The organism is Paracoccus sp. PARArs4, assembly GCF_947311865.1.
Classification (GTDB): domain Bacteria; phylum Pseudomonadota; class Alphaproteobacteria; order Rhodobacterales; family Rhodobacteraceae; genus Paracoccus; species Paracoccus zeaxanthinifaciens.
In genome coordinates, this window is the sequence record NZ_CAMZMW010000016.1 from 19,551 (window position 1) to 34,198 (window position 14,648).

A 14,648-nucleotide genomic window follows, 5' to 3' on the forward strand; every position below is an offset into this window, starting at 1 on the left:
TTCAACCCCCGGCCACGGCCCGGTCCAGCACATGGCGCAGCCTTGCGTCGAACGAAGCGGGGTCGGAATATCCCTCGAAGCGGTCGATCTCGATGCCGTTCGCAAGCAGCAGGAAGCTGGGCGTCACGCGCGGCATCCGTCCGATGGCCAGCCCGTCGGGCCAGGGCGCATCCAGCGGCTGCTCGAACATGGGGGCCATGCGCGCAGCCGCGCTGGCACCCGGTGCGTGCATCACCTCGCGGCGGAAGGCCGCGCTTTCGTGGCAGTCGTCCGCAGTGATCACCATCAGCCGCAGATCCGTCGCGGCGCGGGCGGCAAGGGGCAGGAACCCCAGGGCCAGACCGGCAATGACGGCGCGTCGGGATGGCGACTGCATCGGAACAATTCTCCTTCGCGGGATGCCGAATGCTACCCTTTTGATGTATTGCCTGTCTAGGGAACTGCACGGGATGCAGCTATTGCCCGCCGGTCGCGGCTGGTCCAGTCTGGCGCAAAAGCGCGGGGACAGGGCCATGGATCAGCTTCTTCAGCCAGTATTGCAAGGCGATCGGCGTGCCCTGTCGCGTGCGATCACGCTGGTTGAATCGACCCGAGCGGATCACCGCGAACGGGCGCAGGAGCTGATCGCGGCGCTTCCACCGGCGGAAAACAGCCTACGGATCGGGCTGTCCGGCACGCCCGGCGTGGGCAAATCCACCTTCATCGAGTCGTTCGGCACCGCGCTGACCGATGCGGGCCTGCGTGTCGCGGTCCTTGCGGTCGATCCGTCATCGACCCGTTCGGGTGGATCAATCCTGGGCGACAAGACCCGGATGGAGACGCTGTCGCGCAACCCCCGCGCCTTCATCCGGCCCAGCCCCTCCAGCGCGCAGCTGGGCGGCGTCGCCCGCCGCACCCGCGAGGCCCTGCGCCTGTGCGAGGCCGCCGGCCACGACATCGTGCTGATTGAGACCGTCGGCGTCGGCCAGTCCGAGACGCTGGTCGCCGAGATGACGGACCTGTTCGTCCTGCTGCTGGCGCCCGCGGGGGGCGACGAATTGCAGGGCGTCAAGCGTGGCATCATGGAGATGGCGGACCTCGTGCTGGTCAACAAGGCCGATGGCGACCTGCTGCCGACGGCCCGCCGGACGGTCGCGGATTACGCGGGCGCGCTGCGCCTGCTGCGCAAGCGGCCCCAGGACCCCGAGGGGTTCCCCAAGGCGCTGCCGGTTTCGGCCGCGACGGGCGACGGCCTGCCCGAGGCGTGGCAGCAGATGCAGGCATTGGCGAAATGGCGGCGCGAGCATGGGCATTTCGACACGAACCGGGCGCAGCAGGCGCGTCACTGGTTCATGGCCGAACTGCGCGCGGGGCTTCTGGCACAGCTGGACACGCCCGATGCGCGGGGGCGGCTGGACCGGCTGGGGCGCGGTGTGGCGGCGGGCGATCTGCCCCCCGGCCAGGCCGCGCGGCAGATGCTGGACTGGCTGGCCGGACGGCGGGCGTGAAATAGCTGCCCGATTTGCGGCCCCGTCACGGGTCGATCCGTGCGATGATCGCCCTATGACGAAAGGTGGACCCATGCGCGATCTGACGGATGACATGCTCTATCGGGCGCTTCTGGCCCGCGACCCCGCCTACGAGGGGCGGGCGCTGGTCGGCGTGACCTCGACCGGGATCTTCTGCCGCCTGACCTGTCCGGCGCGCAAGCCCTTGGCCCGGAACTGCCGCTGGTTCGCGGATGCGGCCTCGGCGCGGGATGCGGGGTTCCGGCCCTGCCTGCGCTGCCGCCCCGAGCAGGTCGCCCTGCCGCCCGTCGTGGCCGATCTGCTGGCCGCCCTCCGCGCCGATCCCGAACGCCGCTGGTCCGAGGGCGACCTGAAGGCGCGGGGGCTTGATCCCTCGACCGTCAGGCGGCAATTCCGGCAGCATATGGGGCGCAGCTTCCTGCAGATGGCGCGGGACGCGCGCCTGCGCCAGGGCATGGGACGTATCGCGATGGGGGACGATGTGATCGAGGCACAGCTTGATGCGGGGTTCGACAGCGCCTCGGGGTTTCGCGCGGCGTTCCGGCGGCTGTTCGGCCATGCGCCGCAGGATCTGCGCGGCGGTGGCGACCTGGCGGCGGAATGGATCGAGACGCCCCTTGGCGGAATGATCGCGATCGTGGACGACAGCTCGCTGCACCTGCTGGAATTCGTGGACCGCAAGGCGCTGCCGCAGGGGCTTGCGCGGCTGTCGCGGATGGTCGGCGGGCGGATCGGGCTGGGGCGCAGGCCCATGACCGACCGGGTCGAGGCCTCGCTTGGGGATTTCTTCGCGGGGCGCAACGGGCGGCTGGACCTGCCGGTGACGCTGCACGGGACCGAGTTCCAGCGCGCCGTCTGGACCGCGCTGCGCGACATCGCACCGGGCGCGACCTGCAGCTATGCCGGGCTGGCCGCGGCCATCGGGCGGCCAAGCGCAGTCCGCGCGGTCGCCTCGGCCAATGCGAACAACCGATTGGCGCTGGTGATTCCCTGCCACCGCGTGATAGGCAGCGACGGTAGGCTTGCCGGCTATGCCGGGGGGCTGTGGCGCAAGGAGCGTCTGATCTCGCTCGAGGCGTCCTATCGCGATCCGGGGGCGAATCGGGTTGACGCAGGGCTTCTGCCGCTGTAATCACCCGCGAACGGAATTCCGGGCGCTGCCTCGCGGCGCCCTTTCACATTGGGACGGACCCACTGCCGGGAACGCCCGCAAAGCTGAGACGAAGGAACAACACCATGTCGCGCGTCTGCGAACTGACCGGCAAAGGCCCGATGACAGGCAACAATGTCAGCCACGCCAACAACAAGACCCGTCGCCGTTTCCTGCCGAACCTGAACGACGTCACGCTGATGTCGGAAAAGCTGGGCCGCGGCTTCTCGCTGCGCATTTCGGCCGCAGCACTGCGTTCGGTCGACCACCGCGGTGGCCTCGATGCCTTCCTGGCCAAAGCCAAGGACACCGAGCTTTCGGATCGTGCGCTGAAGATCAAGCGCGAGATCGCGAAATCGGACGAGGGTGCGGCAGCACTTTCGGCCTGAGGCATGAACGGCAGGGACGCCCTGCCGACACGCCCTGCGCAATGCCCCGCCATCCGGCGGGGTTTTTGCATTTGCGGCTGCGACCGATTGGCTGCTGACCTTGCCGGGACCGGCTGCTAGGGTCCGCGCCATGTTGCGTCCGCTGCCCATCCTTCTGGCCATCGTCATCGCGCTGACCTCGGTCGGTGTCGGGTCGGCGCGCGGGACCGCGCGGATCGGCGGGCAGGTGGTCATCTGCACGGGCGAGGGCGTGATCAGTGTGCCCGACCCGCGCGGCGGACAGGTGCATCTGTGCCCCGACATGGCGCTGGCATTGTTAAGTGCCCCGATGCCCGAGGGGGTGTCGCTGCCCCGTCCCGCCCCGGTTCCCGCAGGCGTCCTGCGCCCCGCGGTCCGGCCTGCGCCGCACGCGGTCGGTGCCCGTGCCTTTCGCGCCCGCGACCCGCCTGTCGTTCCGACCGCCCAATCACACGCGAAACGACAGACCAAGGACGAACATCATGAAGACCCTCATTTCCGCCAGCCTTCTGGCGATCCTGCCCGTTGCGGCGCTTGCCCATGACGGGATGCACGTGAACGACGCCTATGCGCGCAGTGCGAACCCGGTGACCGGCGCGATCTTCATGCAGCTGGAAAACCACCGCCAGACCGCCTGCACCCTGCAGGGCGTCGCATCCGACGCCGCCGAGAAGGTGGAACTGCACACCCATACCGAGGATAACGGCGTCATGCGCATGGGCGCCATCGAAGGCGGTATCGAGATCCCCGCGGGCGAGACGCACGAGCTGGCGCGCGGCGCGGACCACGTCATGCTGATGGGGCTGGCGCAGCCGCTGAACGATGGCGATCCGGTCGCCCTGACGCTGGATTTCGGCGATTGCGGCATGGTCGAGGTCGAGGCCGTCGTGGACAACGACCGCGAGGCGGATCACGCGGGCCATGGGCATGACGCCCATGCCGGCCACTGATCAGGCGGCCAGCCGTCCGATCAGCTGTGCCGTGACGGGGCCAAGCTCGGCCACGATGCGGCGCACGCCCTCGGCAGATGCATGGATGCCGTCGGGCTGCAGCAGCGGCCCGCGCAGATCGGGCGCGACCGCCGCCAGCGGCGCATAGAGATCGGGCAGCAGCAGCGCGCCGTGACGCGCGGCGATGCGGGGCCACATCTCGGCCCAGTCCGCGCGCCAGTCGTCCGGGCCCTTGGGGGCCTGGATCCCCACCAGCAGCAGCGGCCTGCCGCCGCGACCCGCGCGGGTCAGGATGGCATCCAGGTTGGGTTCCGCATCGGCGGCGGTCCAGCCGCGCAGCATGTCGTTCCCGCCCAGCTCGACGATGACGGCATCGGGCTCGTGGCGGGGCATCGCCAGCTCTATCCTGATGCGCCCGCCATAGGTCGTGTCGCCGGACAGTCCGCCGTTCAGCAGCGTCGCGGGCCGGTCGGCGCGCGTCAGCCAGTCCGACAGCTGCGGCACCAGCCCCTGATCCGCACCCAGCCCATAGCCCGCCGTCAAGCTGTCCCCGAAGCACAACACGCGCGGCGCGCCCTGCGCCGTGGCGGGCAGGGCGGGCGCAAGCACCGAGGCGGCGGCGATGGACAGCAGGTGGCGGCGGTTCAGCTTCATGCGGCGGACCTCAGGCGAAGGGCGTTGGTGATGACGAAGACCGATGACAGTGCCATCGCGCCAGCCCCCAGCATAGGCGAGAGTTGCGGCCCCCCGAAAGGCACCAGCACCCCCATCGCGACCGGGATTAACGCGACGTTATAGGCGAAGGCCCAGAACAGGTTCTGCCGGATGTTGCGCATCGCCGCCCGCGACAGGCGGATGGCGCGCGCCACGCCCTGCGGGTCGCCGGACACGAGGACCGCGTCGGCGGCCTCGATCGCGATGTCGGTGCCCGTGCCGATGGCGATGCCCGTGGGGGCCGCCGCAAGCGCGGGGGCGTCGTTGATGCCGTCGCCGACGAAGACGCCGCCCGCGCCAAGGTCGTGGATCAGGCGCAGCTTGTCCTCGGGCAGCAGGCCGCCCTCGACCCGGTCGATCCCCAGGCGTCGGGCCACGGCCTGCGCGGTGGCGGGGCGGTCGCCCGACAGGATCGCGGTGCGGATGCCCATGCGGTGCAGGTCGTCCACCGCGCGGGCCGCGCCTTCGCGTTCGCGGTCGGCAAGGGTCAGCGTCGCTGCGTGGCGACCGTCGATCGCCAACAGGACCTCGGTTCCCTCGTCCTGCGATGTCAGGCCGGGGGTGATGCCCGCGTCCAGCAGCGCCTCGCGATTGCCTAAGGTGATGCGGTGCCCCTCGACCGTGGCGGCGATGCCGCGTCCGGGCATGGCCGTGACGCCATGGGCATCGGGCAGATCTCCGTCATGCGCGGCAAGGATCGCCGCTGCCAGCGGGTGTTCGGACCGCGCCTCGACCGCGGCGGCAAGGCGGAGCGCCTGTGCCTCGTCGATGCCATCGGTGCGGATGCTCGTCAGGCGGGGGCGTCCCTCGGTCAGGGTGCCGGTCTTGTCGAAGGCCACGATGCGCGTATCGGCCAGACGTTGCAGCGCATCGCCGCGCCGGAACAGGATGCCCAGCTGCGCGCCGCGCCCGCTGCCGACCATGATCGCCACGGGAACCGCCAGCCCCATCGCGCAGGGGCAGGCGATAATCAGCACCGCGACGGCGGCGACGACCGCATGGGCAAGCCCCGGCCCGAAGGCCAGCCACAGCGCGAAGGTCGCCAGCGACAGGCCGATCACGGCTGGCACGAAGACCCGCGTCACCCGATCGACAAGCGCCTGCACGGGCAGACGCGCCGACTGCGCATCCTCGACCATCTGCACGATGCGGGCCAGAATCGTATCCTTGCCGGTCGCCGTCACGCGATAGGTCAGGGCGCTTCGCCCGTTCAGCGTGCCGCCCACCAGCCGGTCTCCGGGGGCCTTGGCGACGGGCAGCGGCTCGCCCGTCAGCATGGATTCGTCCAGATCGCCATGCCCCTCGAACAGCTCTCCGTCCAGGGCCACGCGTTCGCCGGGGGCAAGGCGCAGCAGGTCGCCCGGAACCAGCGTCGCGACCGGCACCTGCCGCGGCTGGCCGTCGCGCAGCAGTGTCACGTGGTCGGGCGACAGGTCGATCAGCTGCCTGATCGCCTGTCCGGCGCGACCGCGTGCGCGGGCCTCGAGCCAGCGGCCGGTCAGGATCAGCGTGACGATGACGGCGGCGGCCTCGAACCAGACGTTGCGTGACGGCTCGGGGACGATCTGCGGGACCAGCACGACCACGACCGAGAAGGCGAAGGCCGCCCCTGCGCCAAGCGCCACGAGGCTGTTCATCTCGGGGGTGCCGCGCAGCAGCGCCGGGATGCCTGCGCGGAAGAAGCGACGCCCCGGACCGGCAAGCACCGCCAGCGCAAGGATCATCTGGATCGCCCACAGCCCGCGCGTCGGGACCAGCGCATGCAGCCAGTGGTGAAAGGCCGGGAACAGGTGGCCGCCCATTTCCGTCACGAAGATCGGCAGGGTCAGAAGCGCTGCGATGGCCGCGTCGCGCGCAAGGGGCGCGGCCTCGTCCTCGGGGGGCGCGGCGGCATCGGCGCGGGGGCGCGCCTGATAGCCCAGATCGCCCACGATCCCCGCCAGCGCGGCGGGGTCGAGGCTGGGCGCATGGGTGATGCGGGCCTCGTGGGTTGCAAGGTTCACCTGCGCCTCGGCGATCTCGGGACGGGCCTCCAGCGCGCGGGCGATGCGGCCCGCGCAGGACGCGCAGCTCATGCCCTGGATCGCAAGCCGGGTTTCCTGCAGCGCCGCGGGATAGCCCGCCTCGGACAGGGCGTCGCGGATCCGGGCCAGCGATGCGCTGCCCATGTCGATGCGGGCGATGCGCGTCACGGGGTTCACGGATTGCGCGCCGATGCCCGGCACGGCGTCCAGCGCGCGTCCCACGCGGGATGCGCAACCGGCGCAGCTGATGCCCGGAACGGGCAGGTCGATTTCAGTATGCGATGTCATGTCTTGCCTCATCAGGTTTGCAGGAACGGGCTGCGGCTGATGGGGCAGGGGGGGCCTGGGGCGGCGATGGGGCGCGGGCGGGGGGATCGGTCGCGGGACGGATCACCGCATGCGGCAGGGGCCTGCGCGGGGGGCGGGACGCCTGTCTGCGATCCGCGACATGGCAGCGGCAGGACCGGTCGCCCCGTCCGCGGCAGCTGTGACGGGGGCGGGCGGTGGCCTTGCGTGCCGTGCAGGTCGGGGCCGTTTCCATGTGCAACAGATGTGGACCTGTTGCGTTATGGTCAAGCCCCGCGTGCCCTTGCGCCCGTCTCAGTTGCGGGCAAAGCCGGTTTCGCGCTATTGCAGGGGCCAAGACAGACAGAAGGATACGGACCATGAACCGCCGTCAGATGATCCTTTCGGCCCTGCCGCTGATCGCCATGCCCGCCCTGGCATCCGCGCAGGACGCCCCCGCCGCCGACCCCTATGTCCCGACCGAGGTCGCCATCCGCGACGATTTCGAGGTCGGCAGCATCGTCGTCGTCAGCAAGGACTTCTTCCTCTATCACGTCGTGGCACCGGGTCGCGCGGTCCGTTACGGCGTGGCCGTCGGCACGGCCGAGCTGGTCTGGAAGGGCAAGGCCACCATCGGTCGCAAGGTCGAATGGCCCAGCTGGCGTCCGACGCAGGACATGATCAAGCGCAATCCCGACGCCTACGAGAAATATGCCGATGGCATGCCGGGCGGTCCGCAGAACCCTCTTGGGGCGCGCGCGCTGTACCTGTACGACAAGAACGGCAACGACACGGCGATCCGCATCCACGGCACGACCAACCCCGGATCGATCGGGCAGGCGGTGTCGAACGGCTGCCTGCGCATGCGCAACGAGGCCGTGATCGCGCTGTTCGAACAGGTGCCGGTCGGCACGCCCGTCTACGTCTTCTGATCTTGGCACTTCGTCTTGAGGGAATCTCGGGGCCCGCGCTTGCGGGCTTCGACGACGTGATCGACGTGCGCGCCCCGGCCGAATTCGCCGAGGATCACCTGCCCGGCGCGTTCAACCTGCCGGTGCTGAGCGATGACGAGCGCGCGCAGGTCGGCACGATCTACAAGCAGGTCTCGCCCTTCGATGCGCGGCGGATGGGGGCGGCGATGGTCGCGGCCAATGCCGCGCGCCACATCGCGGGGCCGCTTGCGGATCGCGACGGGGGGTGGAAGCCGCTGGTCTATTGCTGGCGCGGCGGTCAGCGGTCCGGCAGCTTCGAGGTGATCCTGAAGCAGATCGGCTGGCGGGTGAACCGCATCGAGGGCGGATACAAGGCGTGGCGCGGGCTGGTCGTGGACCTTCTGCAGAACGGCCCGATACCTGCGCCCGTCGTCGTGCTGGACGGCAATACCGGCAGCGCCAAGACCGAGATCCTGCACATCCTTGCCGCGCGCGGGCACCAGGTCATCGACCTCGAAGGTCTGGCGCGGCATCGCGGCAGCCTGTTCGGCGCGGTGGCCGAAGGCCAGCCCGGCCAGAAGCTTTTCGAGGGACGCCTTGCCGCCCAGATCGAGGCGCTGGACCCCGCGCGCCCCGTCATCGTCGAGGCCGAGAGCAGCCGCATCGGCAACATCACCATTCCCAAGGCCATGTGGCAGGCCATCTGCGCCGCGCCCCGCCTGAGGCTGGAGATCCCGGTCGAGGCCCGCGCGGCCTATACCGCGCTGCGCTACGACGACATGGTGGCCGATCCCGACCGCGTGCAGGCGATCCTGACGCGCCTTGCCCCCCAGCACCCCGCCGAGCGGATCGAGGCATGGCGCGGCCAGCTGGCACGGCGGGAATGGAAGGAACTGTCGCAGGGGCTTCTGCGCGATCACTATGATCCGCGATACCTCAAGCACCGCCTGCGCTATGCCGAACGCGAACGCGGCGTGCTGGCGGTCGAGGGTTTGGACGACCTTGAAAGGGTGGCGGACCGCGTTCAGGACGCCCTGGCCCGCCTTCCCTGATCACTCGCCCGCGCGCAGGAAGCGGCGCAGCAGCTTCTCCAGCTTGGCGGCCCCGATGGGGGCCATCGCCTTGGTGTGGTCGTGGCTGATGGATTCGTCCGACAGCCCCGCCCCCATGTTCGTCACGACCGAGATCGCGGCCGCGCGCAGCCCCAGGAACCGCGCCAGGATGATCTCGGGGACGGTGGACATGCCGACCGCGTCAGCGCCCAGCACCCGTGCTGCACGGATCTCGGCGGGGGTCTCGAAGCTGGGCCCCGAGAACCAGCAATAGACGCCCTGCGGCAGCGCGACCCCTTCGGCCTTCGCGGCGGCCAGCAGGCCTTCGCGCATCGCCGCGTCATGGGCGTCGGTCATGGGGACGAAGCGGGCATCCGTGGCCTCGCCGATCAGGGGGTTGGCGCCCGCGAAGGCGATGTGGTCGTTCAGCAGCATCAGCCCGCCGGGCGGGATGTCGGGGCGCAGCGACCCCGCCGCGTTCGTCAGGATCAGCCGCTTGCAGCCAAGCGCCGCCAGCACCTCGAGCGGCAGGCGCATCGCGTCCGCCCGCCCGGATTCGTAGTAATGCGACCGCCCGCCGAAGACCGCGACGCGCCGCCCCTCCAGCTGGCCGATGACCAGCTGCGGCACATGGCCCGACACGCCCGCATGGGGAAAGCCCGGCAGGTCGTCATAGGGGATGGCGGTGCCCTCGACCTTCTCGGACAGGTGGCCCAGCCCCGATCCCAGGATCAGGGCGTATTCGGGGGCCTCCTCACCCGCGCGGTCGCGGATGAGGGCTGCAAGCTCAGCGCTCCTTGACATAGGGCTCTCCTCCGGCGCGGGGCGGGATCGCGCGGCCCACGAAGCCCGCAAGGATGATCACCGTCAGGATGTAGGGCAGCGCGTTCATGAACATGGACGGCACCACGATGATCCCCAGGTCCAGGTTCGGATAGAGGTTCGCGATCGCCTCGAGCAGGCCGAAGAGGAAGGTCGCGAACAGCGCCTGCCACGGCTTCCACTTGGCGAAGATCAGCGCGGCCAGCGCGATGAAGCCGCGACCGGCCGTCATCTCCTTGACGAAGCCCGCCGACAGGCCCGTGGCAAGGTATGCGCCCGCGATCCCCGTCAGCACGCCGCAGATCGCCACGGCGGCATAGCGCAGCCGCGTGACCGACACGCCCGCCGTATCGACCGAGGCGGGGTTTTCTCCGACCGCCCGCAGGCGCAGGCCGAAGCGGGTGCGGAACAGCACCCACCAGGTCAGCGGCACCATCGCGAAGGCGACATAGACCAGGATCGTCTGCCCCGAGATCAGCCCCGAATAGACCGGCCCGATCAGCGGCACGCCCGACAGGGTTTCCGCGAAGGGCAGGTCGATCGGGTTGAACCGGCCCGCCCCGCTGAGCGACGGCGTCCGCCCGCCCAGCCCGAAGGCGTTCTGCCCGATCAGCACCGTCAGCCCCGAGGCCAGGAAATTGATCGCGACGCCCGCGATCAGCTGGTTGCCCCGGAAGGTGATCGAGGCCAGCCCGTGGACCAGCGACAGCGCCAGCGCGCCCGCGATCCCGGCCAGCAGCCCCAGCCAGGCGCTGCCGGTCAGATAGGCGGCGGATGCGGCGGTGAAGGCCGCCATCAGCATCTTGCCTTCCAGCCCGATGTCGAAGACGCCAGCGCGTTCGGAATAGAGACCCGCAAGGCAGGCCAGCAGCAGCGGCGTCATCAGGCGCAGCGCGCTGTCGATGCCCTGCTGGGCCGCGCGTGCATCCACGAAGGCCCAGACCAGGCAGATCGCGACGACGATGATGGCGGTGAGGGAATCCTTGATCCTCATTCCGCGACCTCCTTCCGGCGCAGGCGCAGGAACAGTCGTTCCAGCGGCATCCGCACCATGTTGTCCAGCGCGCCGGTGAACAGGATCACCAGGGCCTGGATGACGATGATCAGTTCCCGCGGGATCGAGGTCCAGAGCGCAAGCTCGCCCCCGCCCTGGTAGAGGAACCCGAAGAGAAGGGCGGCCAGCAGCACGCCGAAGGGGTGGTTGCGCCCCATCAGCGCCACGGCGATGCCGATGAAGCCCGCGCCCTCGACCGCGTTCAGGACAAGGCGCTCGGCCTCGCCCATGACGTTGTTGATGGCCATCATCCCGGCCAGCCCGCCCGAGATCAGCATCGCGATCACGGTGATCCGCACGGGGTTGATGCCGGCATAGACGGCGCCCGGTTCGGATTTGCCCAGGGCCCGGATCTCGTAGCCCATGCGCGTGCGCCAGATCAGCAGCCAGACCAGAAGACAGGCCAGCAGCGCGATGAAGAAGGTGACGTTGGCGGGGGTGTTGCGGCCCCACTCGATCCCGATGGATGCGAAGGCGTCGGACAGCGACGGCAGGTTCGTCGCCTCGGGGAAGCGGGCCGATGCGGGGTCCATGCTGCCCACGGGGCGCAGCAGCCGCACCAGCACATAGTTCAGCGCCGCGGCGGCGATGAAGTTGAACATGATCGTCGTGATGACGATGTGGCTGCCGCGTTTCGCCTGAAGGATCGCGGGGATGAAGGCCCATGCGGCCCCCAGGATCGCGGCCCCGACCATCGCGACCGGCAGCGCCAGCGCCCAATGCGGCAGGGGGATGTAGAGCAGCGCCAGCGCGACGCCCAGGCCCCCCATCGCGGCTTGGCCCTCACCGCCGATATTGAACAGGCTGGCGTGATAGGCGACCATGACGGCCAGCCCGGTGAAGATGAAGTTCGTGGCGTAATACAGCGTGAACCCCCAGCCATAGCTGGAACCGAGCGCACCCTGCACCATGGTCTTCATCGCCTCCCACGGGCTCTCGCCGATGGCGAGGATCACCAGCGCCGAGATCGCCATCGCCAGCACCAGCGAGATCAGCGGGGTCAGGATGACATCGGCCCATTTCGGCATCTTGTCCATCAGCGGGGCTCCTGCGGCAGTCCGTCGACATGGGCGTGTTCGGGCGGGATGCCCTGGTCGTCGGGGGTGTTCTTCGTGTCGGTGACGCCCGCCATCAGCAGGCCCAGTTCGCCCGTGGTGGTCGATGCGGGATCGCGTTCGCCCATGATGCGCCCGTCGAACATGACGGCCACGCGGTCGGACAGGGACAGGATCTCGTCCAGTTCCACGCTGACCAGCAGGATCGCCTTGCCCGCGTCGCGCAACTCGACGATGCGCTTGTGGATGAACTCGATCGCGCCGATATCCACGCCGCGTGTCGGCTGGCCGATCAGCAGCAGGTCGGGATTGCGCTCGATCTCTCGGGCGACGACGATCTTCTGCTGGTTCCCCCCCGAGAAGTTGCGCGCGGCAAGGTTCGGGTTGCGGGGACGCACGTCGAAGCGTTCCATCTTGTCGGCCGCGTCGCTGCGGATGGCGGCATTGTCCATCAGCCAGCCGCGGTTGAATTCGGGGGCGTCCTGCCAGCCGAAGGCGACGTTCTCCCAGGCGGCGAAGTCCATGATCAGCCCCTCGACCTGGCGGTCCTCGGGGATGTGGCCCATGCCTGCGCGACGGCGCGACGCGGCATCGCAGCCGCGGCCCGACAGGGGCAGGGGGGCGCCGTTCATGGTCACGGTCCCCTCGACCTTCGATCCCTTCGGGGGATAGCCGCCGAGGATCTCCAGAAGCTGGGTCTGGCCGTTGCCGGACACGCCCGCAAGGCCCAAGATCTCTCCGGCGCGGATCTGCAGGTCGATGCCGCGCAGGCGCTCGACCCCGTCATCGTCGATCATGCGCAGGCCCTCGACCTGCAGGACCGGCTTGGTGGGGGTGGCGGGCACCTTCTCGACGTTCAGCAGGACCTTGCGGCCGACCATCAGCTCGGCCAGCTCCTCGGGGTCGGTCTCGGCGGTCTTGACCGATGCGACCATCTCGCCGCGGCGCATGACGCTGACATTGTCGGTGATGTCCATGATCTCGCGCAGCTTGTGCGTGATCAGGATGATCGTCTTGCCCTCGTCGCGCAGCCCTTCGAGGATGCGGAACAGGTGATCGGCCTCGGCGGGGGTCAGCACGCCCGTGGGCTCGTCCAGGATCAGGATGTCGGCCTGGCGGTACAGCGCCTTCAGGATCTCGACCCGCTGCTGGTGGCCGACCGACAGTTCCTCGATGCGTTCGTCGGGATCGACGTTCAGCTGGTATTCCTGCGCCAGCCGCTTCAGCACGCCGCGCGCCTTGGACAGGGACGGGCGCAGCAGCGCGCCGTCCTCGGCCCCGAGGATCACGTTTTCGACCACGGTGAAGTTCTGGACCAGCTTGAAATGCTGGAACACCATGCCGATGCCCGCGCGGATCGCGGTCTGGCTGTCGGTGATGGCGATGGGCTGGCCGTTCACCAGGATCTCGCCCGCGTCGGGGCGATAGAAACCGTAGAGGATCGACATCAGGGTCGATTTCCCCGCGCCGTTTTCCCCGATGATGCCGTGGATGGTGCCCTTCGGCACGCGCAGATTGATGTTCCGGTTCGCCTGAACCGGGCCGAATGCCTTCGAGATGCCGCGCAGCTCGATTGCAGCGGGGGCGGCCGCGTCCGACCGCCCCCCCGTCATTTCGCCTGCGGCAGTCATTACGAAGCCGGGCAGCTGTTGTCGGTCATATAGTCGTGGACCTTGATCTCGCCCGAGGCGATGCCCGCCTTGGCCTCGTCGATGGCGGCCTGCATCTCGGCATCGACCAGCTCGGCATTGGAGTCGTCGATCGCGACATCGACGCCGCCCGCGGCCAGGTCCATGACCTTGATGCCTGCCTCGACATCCGCGCCCGCCGTGAAGGCGTCGAAGACCGCGTTGTCCACGCGCTTGACCATCGAGGTCAGCACCTGGCCCGGATGCAGCGCGTTCTGGTTGCTGTCCACGCCGACCGACAGCACGCCCTCGTCTGCGGCCGCCTGAAGGACGCCGATGCCGGTGCCGCCCGCCGCCGCATAGATCACGTCGGCCCCCTGAGAGATCTGCGCGCGCGCCAGTTCGCCGCCCTTGACGGGGTCGTTCCAGGCCGCCGGGGTGGTGCCGGTGAAGTTCAGGAAAACCTCGCCCTCGGGCTGGGTGGCCTTGAAGCCCTGCGCGAAGCCGCAGTGGAACTTGTGGATCAGCGGGATGTCCATGCCGCCGATAAAGCCGGCCTTGCCGCTGTCGGAGGACATCGCGGCCATCACGCCGGCAAGATAGCTGCCCTGTTCCTCGGTGAAGACGACGGACTGAACGTTCGGGGCGTCGACCACCATGTCGATGATGACGAATTTCGTGTCGGGATAATCGGGCGAGACCTTGGTCAGCACGTCGCCGAAGGCAAAGCCGGTCATCACGATCGGGTTGGACCCCGTCTCGGCCAGGCGGCGCAGGGCCTGCTCACGCTGCGCCTCGGACTGCATCTCCAGCTCGCGATAGGAGCCGCCGGTCTCCTCGACCCAACGCTGCGCGCCGACATAGGCCGCCTCGTTGAAGGACTTGTCGAACTTGCCGCCCAGATCGAAGATCAGCGCCGGATCGGCCAGCGCGGCAGCCGAAGACAGAACAGTCAGCGCAGAACCCGCCAGAAGCGTTTTCATGAAAGACATCGAGGAACCTCATCCTGTTGGTGCGGGCGATTCAGATTTGCCCGTCTGATGACGCGATTAGGGCGCATCGGTCGG

General features: G+C 69.3%; 15 protein-coding genes. 7 read left to right on the forward strand and 8 right to left on the reverse strand.

Annotated features, from left to right (window positions below):
* Position 1 precedes the first annotated feature (1 nt).
* Positions 2 to 376 carry a SoxS protein gene (locus QMZ16_RS12850; protein ID WP_282603576.1) on the reverse strand — a complete coding sequence of 125 codons (375 nt, stop codon included), beginning with the start codon at positions 374 to 376 and terminating at the stop codon, positions 2 to 4.
* Between the two features lie 73 nt (positions 377 to 449).
* On the opposite strand from QMZ16_RS12850, the gene meaB reads away from it, so the two are divergent.
* From meaB to QMZ16_RS12875, 5 genes are all read left to right on the forward strand, one after another.
* A complete protein-coding gene (meaB, locus tag QMZ16_RS12855; RefSeq protein WP_282603577.1) occupies positions 450 to 1,487 on the forward strand; it encodes a methylmalonyl Co-A mutase-associated GTPase MeaB in 1,038 nt (345 codons plus the stop codon).
* A 73-nt stretch (positions 1,488 to 1,560) separates the two neighbouring features.
* On the forward strand, positions 1,561 to 2,640 hold the full coding sequence (locus tag QMZ16_RS12860) for a trifunctional transcriptional activator/DNA repair protein Ada/methylated-DNA--[protein]-cysteine S-methyltransferase (RefSeq protein WP_282603578.1): 1,080 nt from the start codon (positions 1,561 to 1,563) through the stop codon (positions 2,638 to 2,640).
* Between the two features lie 104 nt (positions 2,641 to 2,744).
* Positions 2,745 to 3,047: a 50S ribosomal protein L28 gene (rpmB, locus tag QMZ16_RS12865; protein WP_022705742.1), complete on the forward strand. Its 303-nt coding sequence runs from the start codon at positions 2,745 to 2,747 to the stop codon at positions 3,045 to 3,047.
* Positions 3,048 to 3,177: 130 nt separating this feature from the next.
* On the forward strand, positions 3,178 to 3,609 hold the full coding sequence (locus tag QMZ16_RS12870) for a hypothetical protein (RefSeq protein WP_282603579.1): 432 nt from the start codon (positions 3,178 to 3,180) through the stop codon (positions 3,607 to 3,609).
* The gene (locus tag QMZ16_RS12875; RefSeq protein ID WP_282603580.1) at positions 3,548 to 4,015 is read left to right on the forward strand and encodes a copper chaperone PCu(A)C; all 468 of its coding nucleotides are present in this window, start codon (positions 3,548 to 3,550) and stop codon (positions 4,013 to 4,015) included. Before QMZ16_RS12870 ends, QMZ16_RS12875 begins: the two co-directional genes overlap by 62 nt.
* Here QMZ16_RS12875 and QMZ16_RS12880 read toward each other — a convergent pair whose 3' ends face one another.
* Both QMZ16_RS12880 and QMZ16_RS12885 read right to left on the reverse strand, forming a co-directional pair.
* Positions 4,016 to 4,669, reverse strand: a complete 654-nt coding sequence (locus tag QMZ16_RS12880; protein WP_282603581.1) for an arylesterase — start codon at positions 4,667 to 4,669, stop codon at positions 4,016 to 4,018.
* Positions 4,666 to 7,041 carry a heavy metal translocating P-type ATPase gene (locus QMZ16_RS12885; RefSeq protein WP_282603582.1) on the reverse strand — a complete coding sequence of 792 codons (2,376 nt, stop codon included), beginning with the start codon at positions 7,039 to 7,041 and terminating at the stop codon, positions 4,666 to 4,668. The genes QMZ16_RS12880 and QMZ16_RS12885 overlap by 4 nt, the downstream gene beginning before the upstream one ends.
* Before the next feature lie 377 nt (positions 7,042 to 7,418).
* Here QMZ16_RS12885 and QMZ16_RS12890 point away from each other — a divergent pair, with 377 nt between their 5' ends.
* Positions 7,419 to 7,970 (forward strand): L,D-transpeptidase, encoded by a 552-nt coding sequence (locus QMZ16_RS12890; RefSeq protein ID WP_022705737.1) that lies wholly within the window; start codon positions 7,419 to 7,421, stop codon positions 7,968 to 7,970.
* A 2-nt stretch (positions 7,971 to 7,972) separates the two neighbouring features.
* Positions 7,973 to 9,022: a tRNA 2-selenouridine(34) synthase MnmH gene (gene mnmH / locus QMZ16_RS12895; protein WP_282603583.1), complete on the forward strand. Its 1,050-nt coding sequence runs from the start codon at positions 7,973 to 7,975 to the stop codon at positions 9,020 to 9,022.
* Here the strand turns inward: mnmH and QMZ16_RS12900 are convergent, their stop codons facing one another.
* The 5 genes from QMZ16_RS12900 to QMZ16_RS12920 are packed head-to-tail and all read right to left on the reverse strand — an operon-like array spanning position 9,023 to position 14,573.
* Positions 9,023 to 9,826, reverse strand: coding sequence for a purine-nucleoside phosphorylase (locus tag QMZ16_RS12900; RefSeq protein WP_282603584.1), 804 nt, complete (start codon positions 9,824 to 9,826; stop codon positions 9,023 to 9,025).
* The gene (locus QMZ16_RS12905; RefSeq protein ID WP_282603585.1) at positions 9,810 to 10,838 is read right to left on the reverse strand and encodes an ABC transporter permease; all 1,029 of its coding nucleotides are present in this window, start codon (positions 10,836 to 10,838) and stop codon (positions 9,810 to 9,812) included. Before QMZ16_RS12905 ends, QMZ16_RS12900 begins: the two co-directional genes overlap by 17 nt.
* The gene (locus QMZ16_RS12910) at positions 10,835 to 11,935 is read right to left on the reverse strand and encodes an ABC transporter permease (protein WP_282603586.1); all 1,101 of its coding nucleotides are present in this window, start codon (positions 11,933 to 11,935) and stop codon (positions 10,835 to 10,837) included. Before QMZ16_RS12910 ends, QMZ16_RS12905 begins: the two co-directional genes overlap by 4 nt.
* Entirely contained in the window at positions 11,935 to 13,584 is a 1,650-nt protein-coding gene (locus QMZ16_RS12915) for an ABC transporter ATP-binding protein (RefSeq protein ID WP_282603587.1), read from the reverse strand. Before QMZ16_RS12915 ends, QMZ16_RS12910 begins: the two co-directional genes overlap by 1 nt.
* Positions 13,584 to 14,573 (reverse strand): BMP family ABC transporter substrate-binding protein, encoded by a 990-nt coding sequence (locus tag QMZ16_RS12920; RefSeq protein ID WP_282603588.1) that lies wholly within the window; start codon positions 14,571 to 14,573, stop codon positions 13,584 to 13,586. The genes QMZ16_RS12915 and QMZ16_RS12920 overlap by 1 nt, the downstream gene beginning before the upstream one ends.
* Between the last annotated feature and the right edge of the window lie 75 nt (positions 14,574 to 14,648).

Excerpts from the sequence above, each read along its gene's own strand:
- QMZ16_RS12850 (WP_282603576.1), bottom strand. The coding sequence starts at position 376 with ATGCAGTCGCCATCCCGACGCGCCGTCATTGCCGGTCTGGCCCTGGGG.
- meaB (WP_282603577.1), top strand. The coding sequence starts at position 450 with ATGCAGCTATTGCCCGCCGGTCGCGGCTGGTCCAGTCTGGCGCAAAAG.
- QMZ16_RS12860 (WP_282603578.1), top strand. The coding sequence starts at position 1,561 with ATGCGCGATCTGACGGATGACATGCTCTATCGGGCGCTTCTGGCCCGC.
- rpmB (WP_022705742.1), top strand. The coding sequence starts at position 2,745 with ATGTCGCGCGTCTGCGAACTGACCGGCAAAGGCCCGATGACAGGCAAC.
- QMZ16_RS12870 (WP_282603579.1), top strand. The coding sequence starts at position 3,178 with ATGTTGCGTCCGCTGCCCATCCTTCTGGCCATCGTCATCGCGCTGACC.
- QMZ16_RS12875 (WP_282603580.1), top strand. The coding sequence starts at position 3,548 with ATGAAGACCCTCATTTCCGCCAGCCTTCTGGCGATCCTGCCCGTTGCG.
- QMZ16_RS12880 (WP_282603581.1), bottom strand. The coding sequence starts at position 4,669 with ATGAAGCTGAACCGCCGCCACCTGCTGTCCATCGCCGCCGCCTCGGTG.
- QMZ16_RS12885 (WP_282603582.1), bottom strand. The coding sequence starts at position 7,041 with ATGACATCGCATACTGAAATCGACCTGCCCGTTCCGGGCATCAGCTGC.
- QMZ16_RS12890 (WP_022705737.1), top strand. The coding sequence starts at position 7,419 with ATGAACCGCCGTCAGATGATCCTTTCGGCCCTGCCGCTGATCGCCATG.
- QMZ16_RS12900 (WP_282603584.1), bottom strand. The coding sequence starts at position 9,826 with ATGTCAAGGAGCGCTGAGCTTGCAGCCCTCATCCGCGACCGCGCGGGT.
- QMZ16_RS12905 (WP_282603585.1), bottom strand. The coding sequence starts at position 10,838 with ATGAGGATCAAGGATTCCCTCACCGCCATCATCGTCGTCGCGATCTGC.
- QMZ16_RS12910 (WP_282603586.1), bottom strand. The coding sequence starts at position 11,935 with ATGGACAAGATGCCGAAATGGGCCGATGTCATCCTGACCCCGCTGATC.
- QMZ16_RS12915 (WP_282603587.1), bottom strand. The coding sequence starts at position 13,584 with ATGACTGCCGCAGGCGAAATGACGGGGGGGCGGTCGGACGCGGCCGCC.
- QMZ16_RS12920 (WP_282603588.1), bottom strand. The coding sequence starts at position 14,573 with ATGTCTTTCATGAAAACGCTTCTGGCGGGTTCTGCGCTGACTGTTCTG.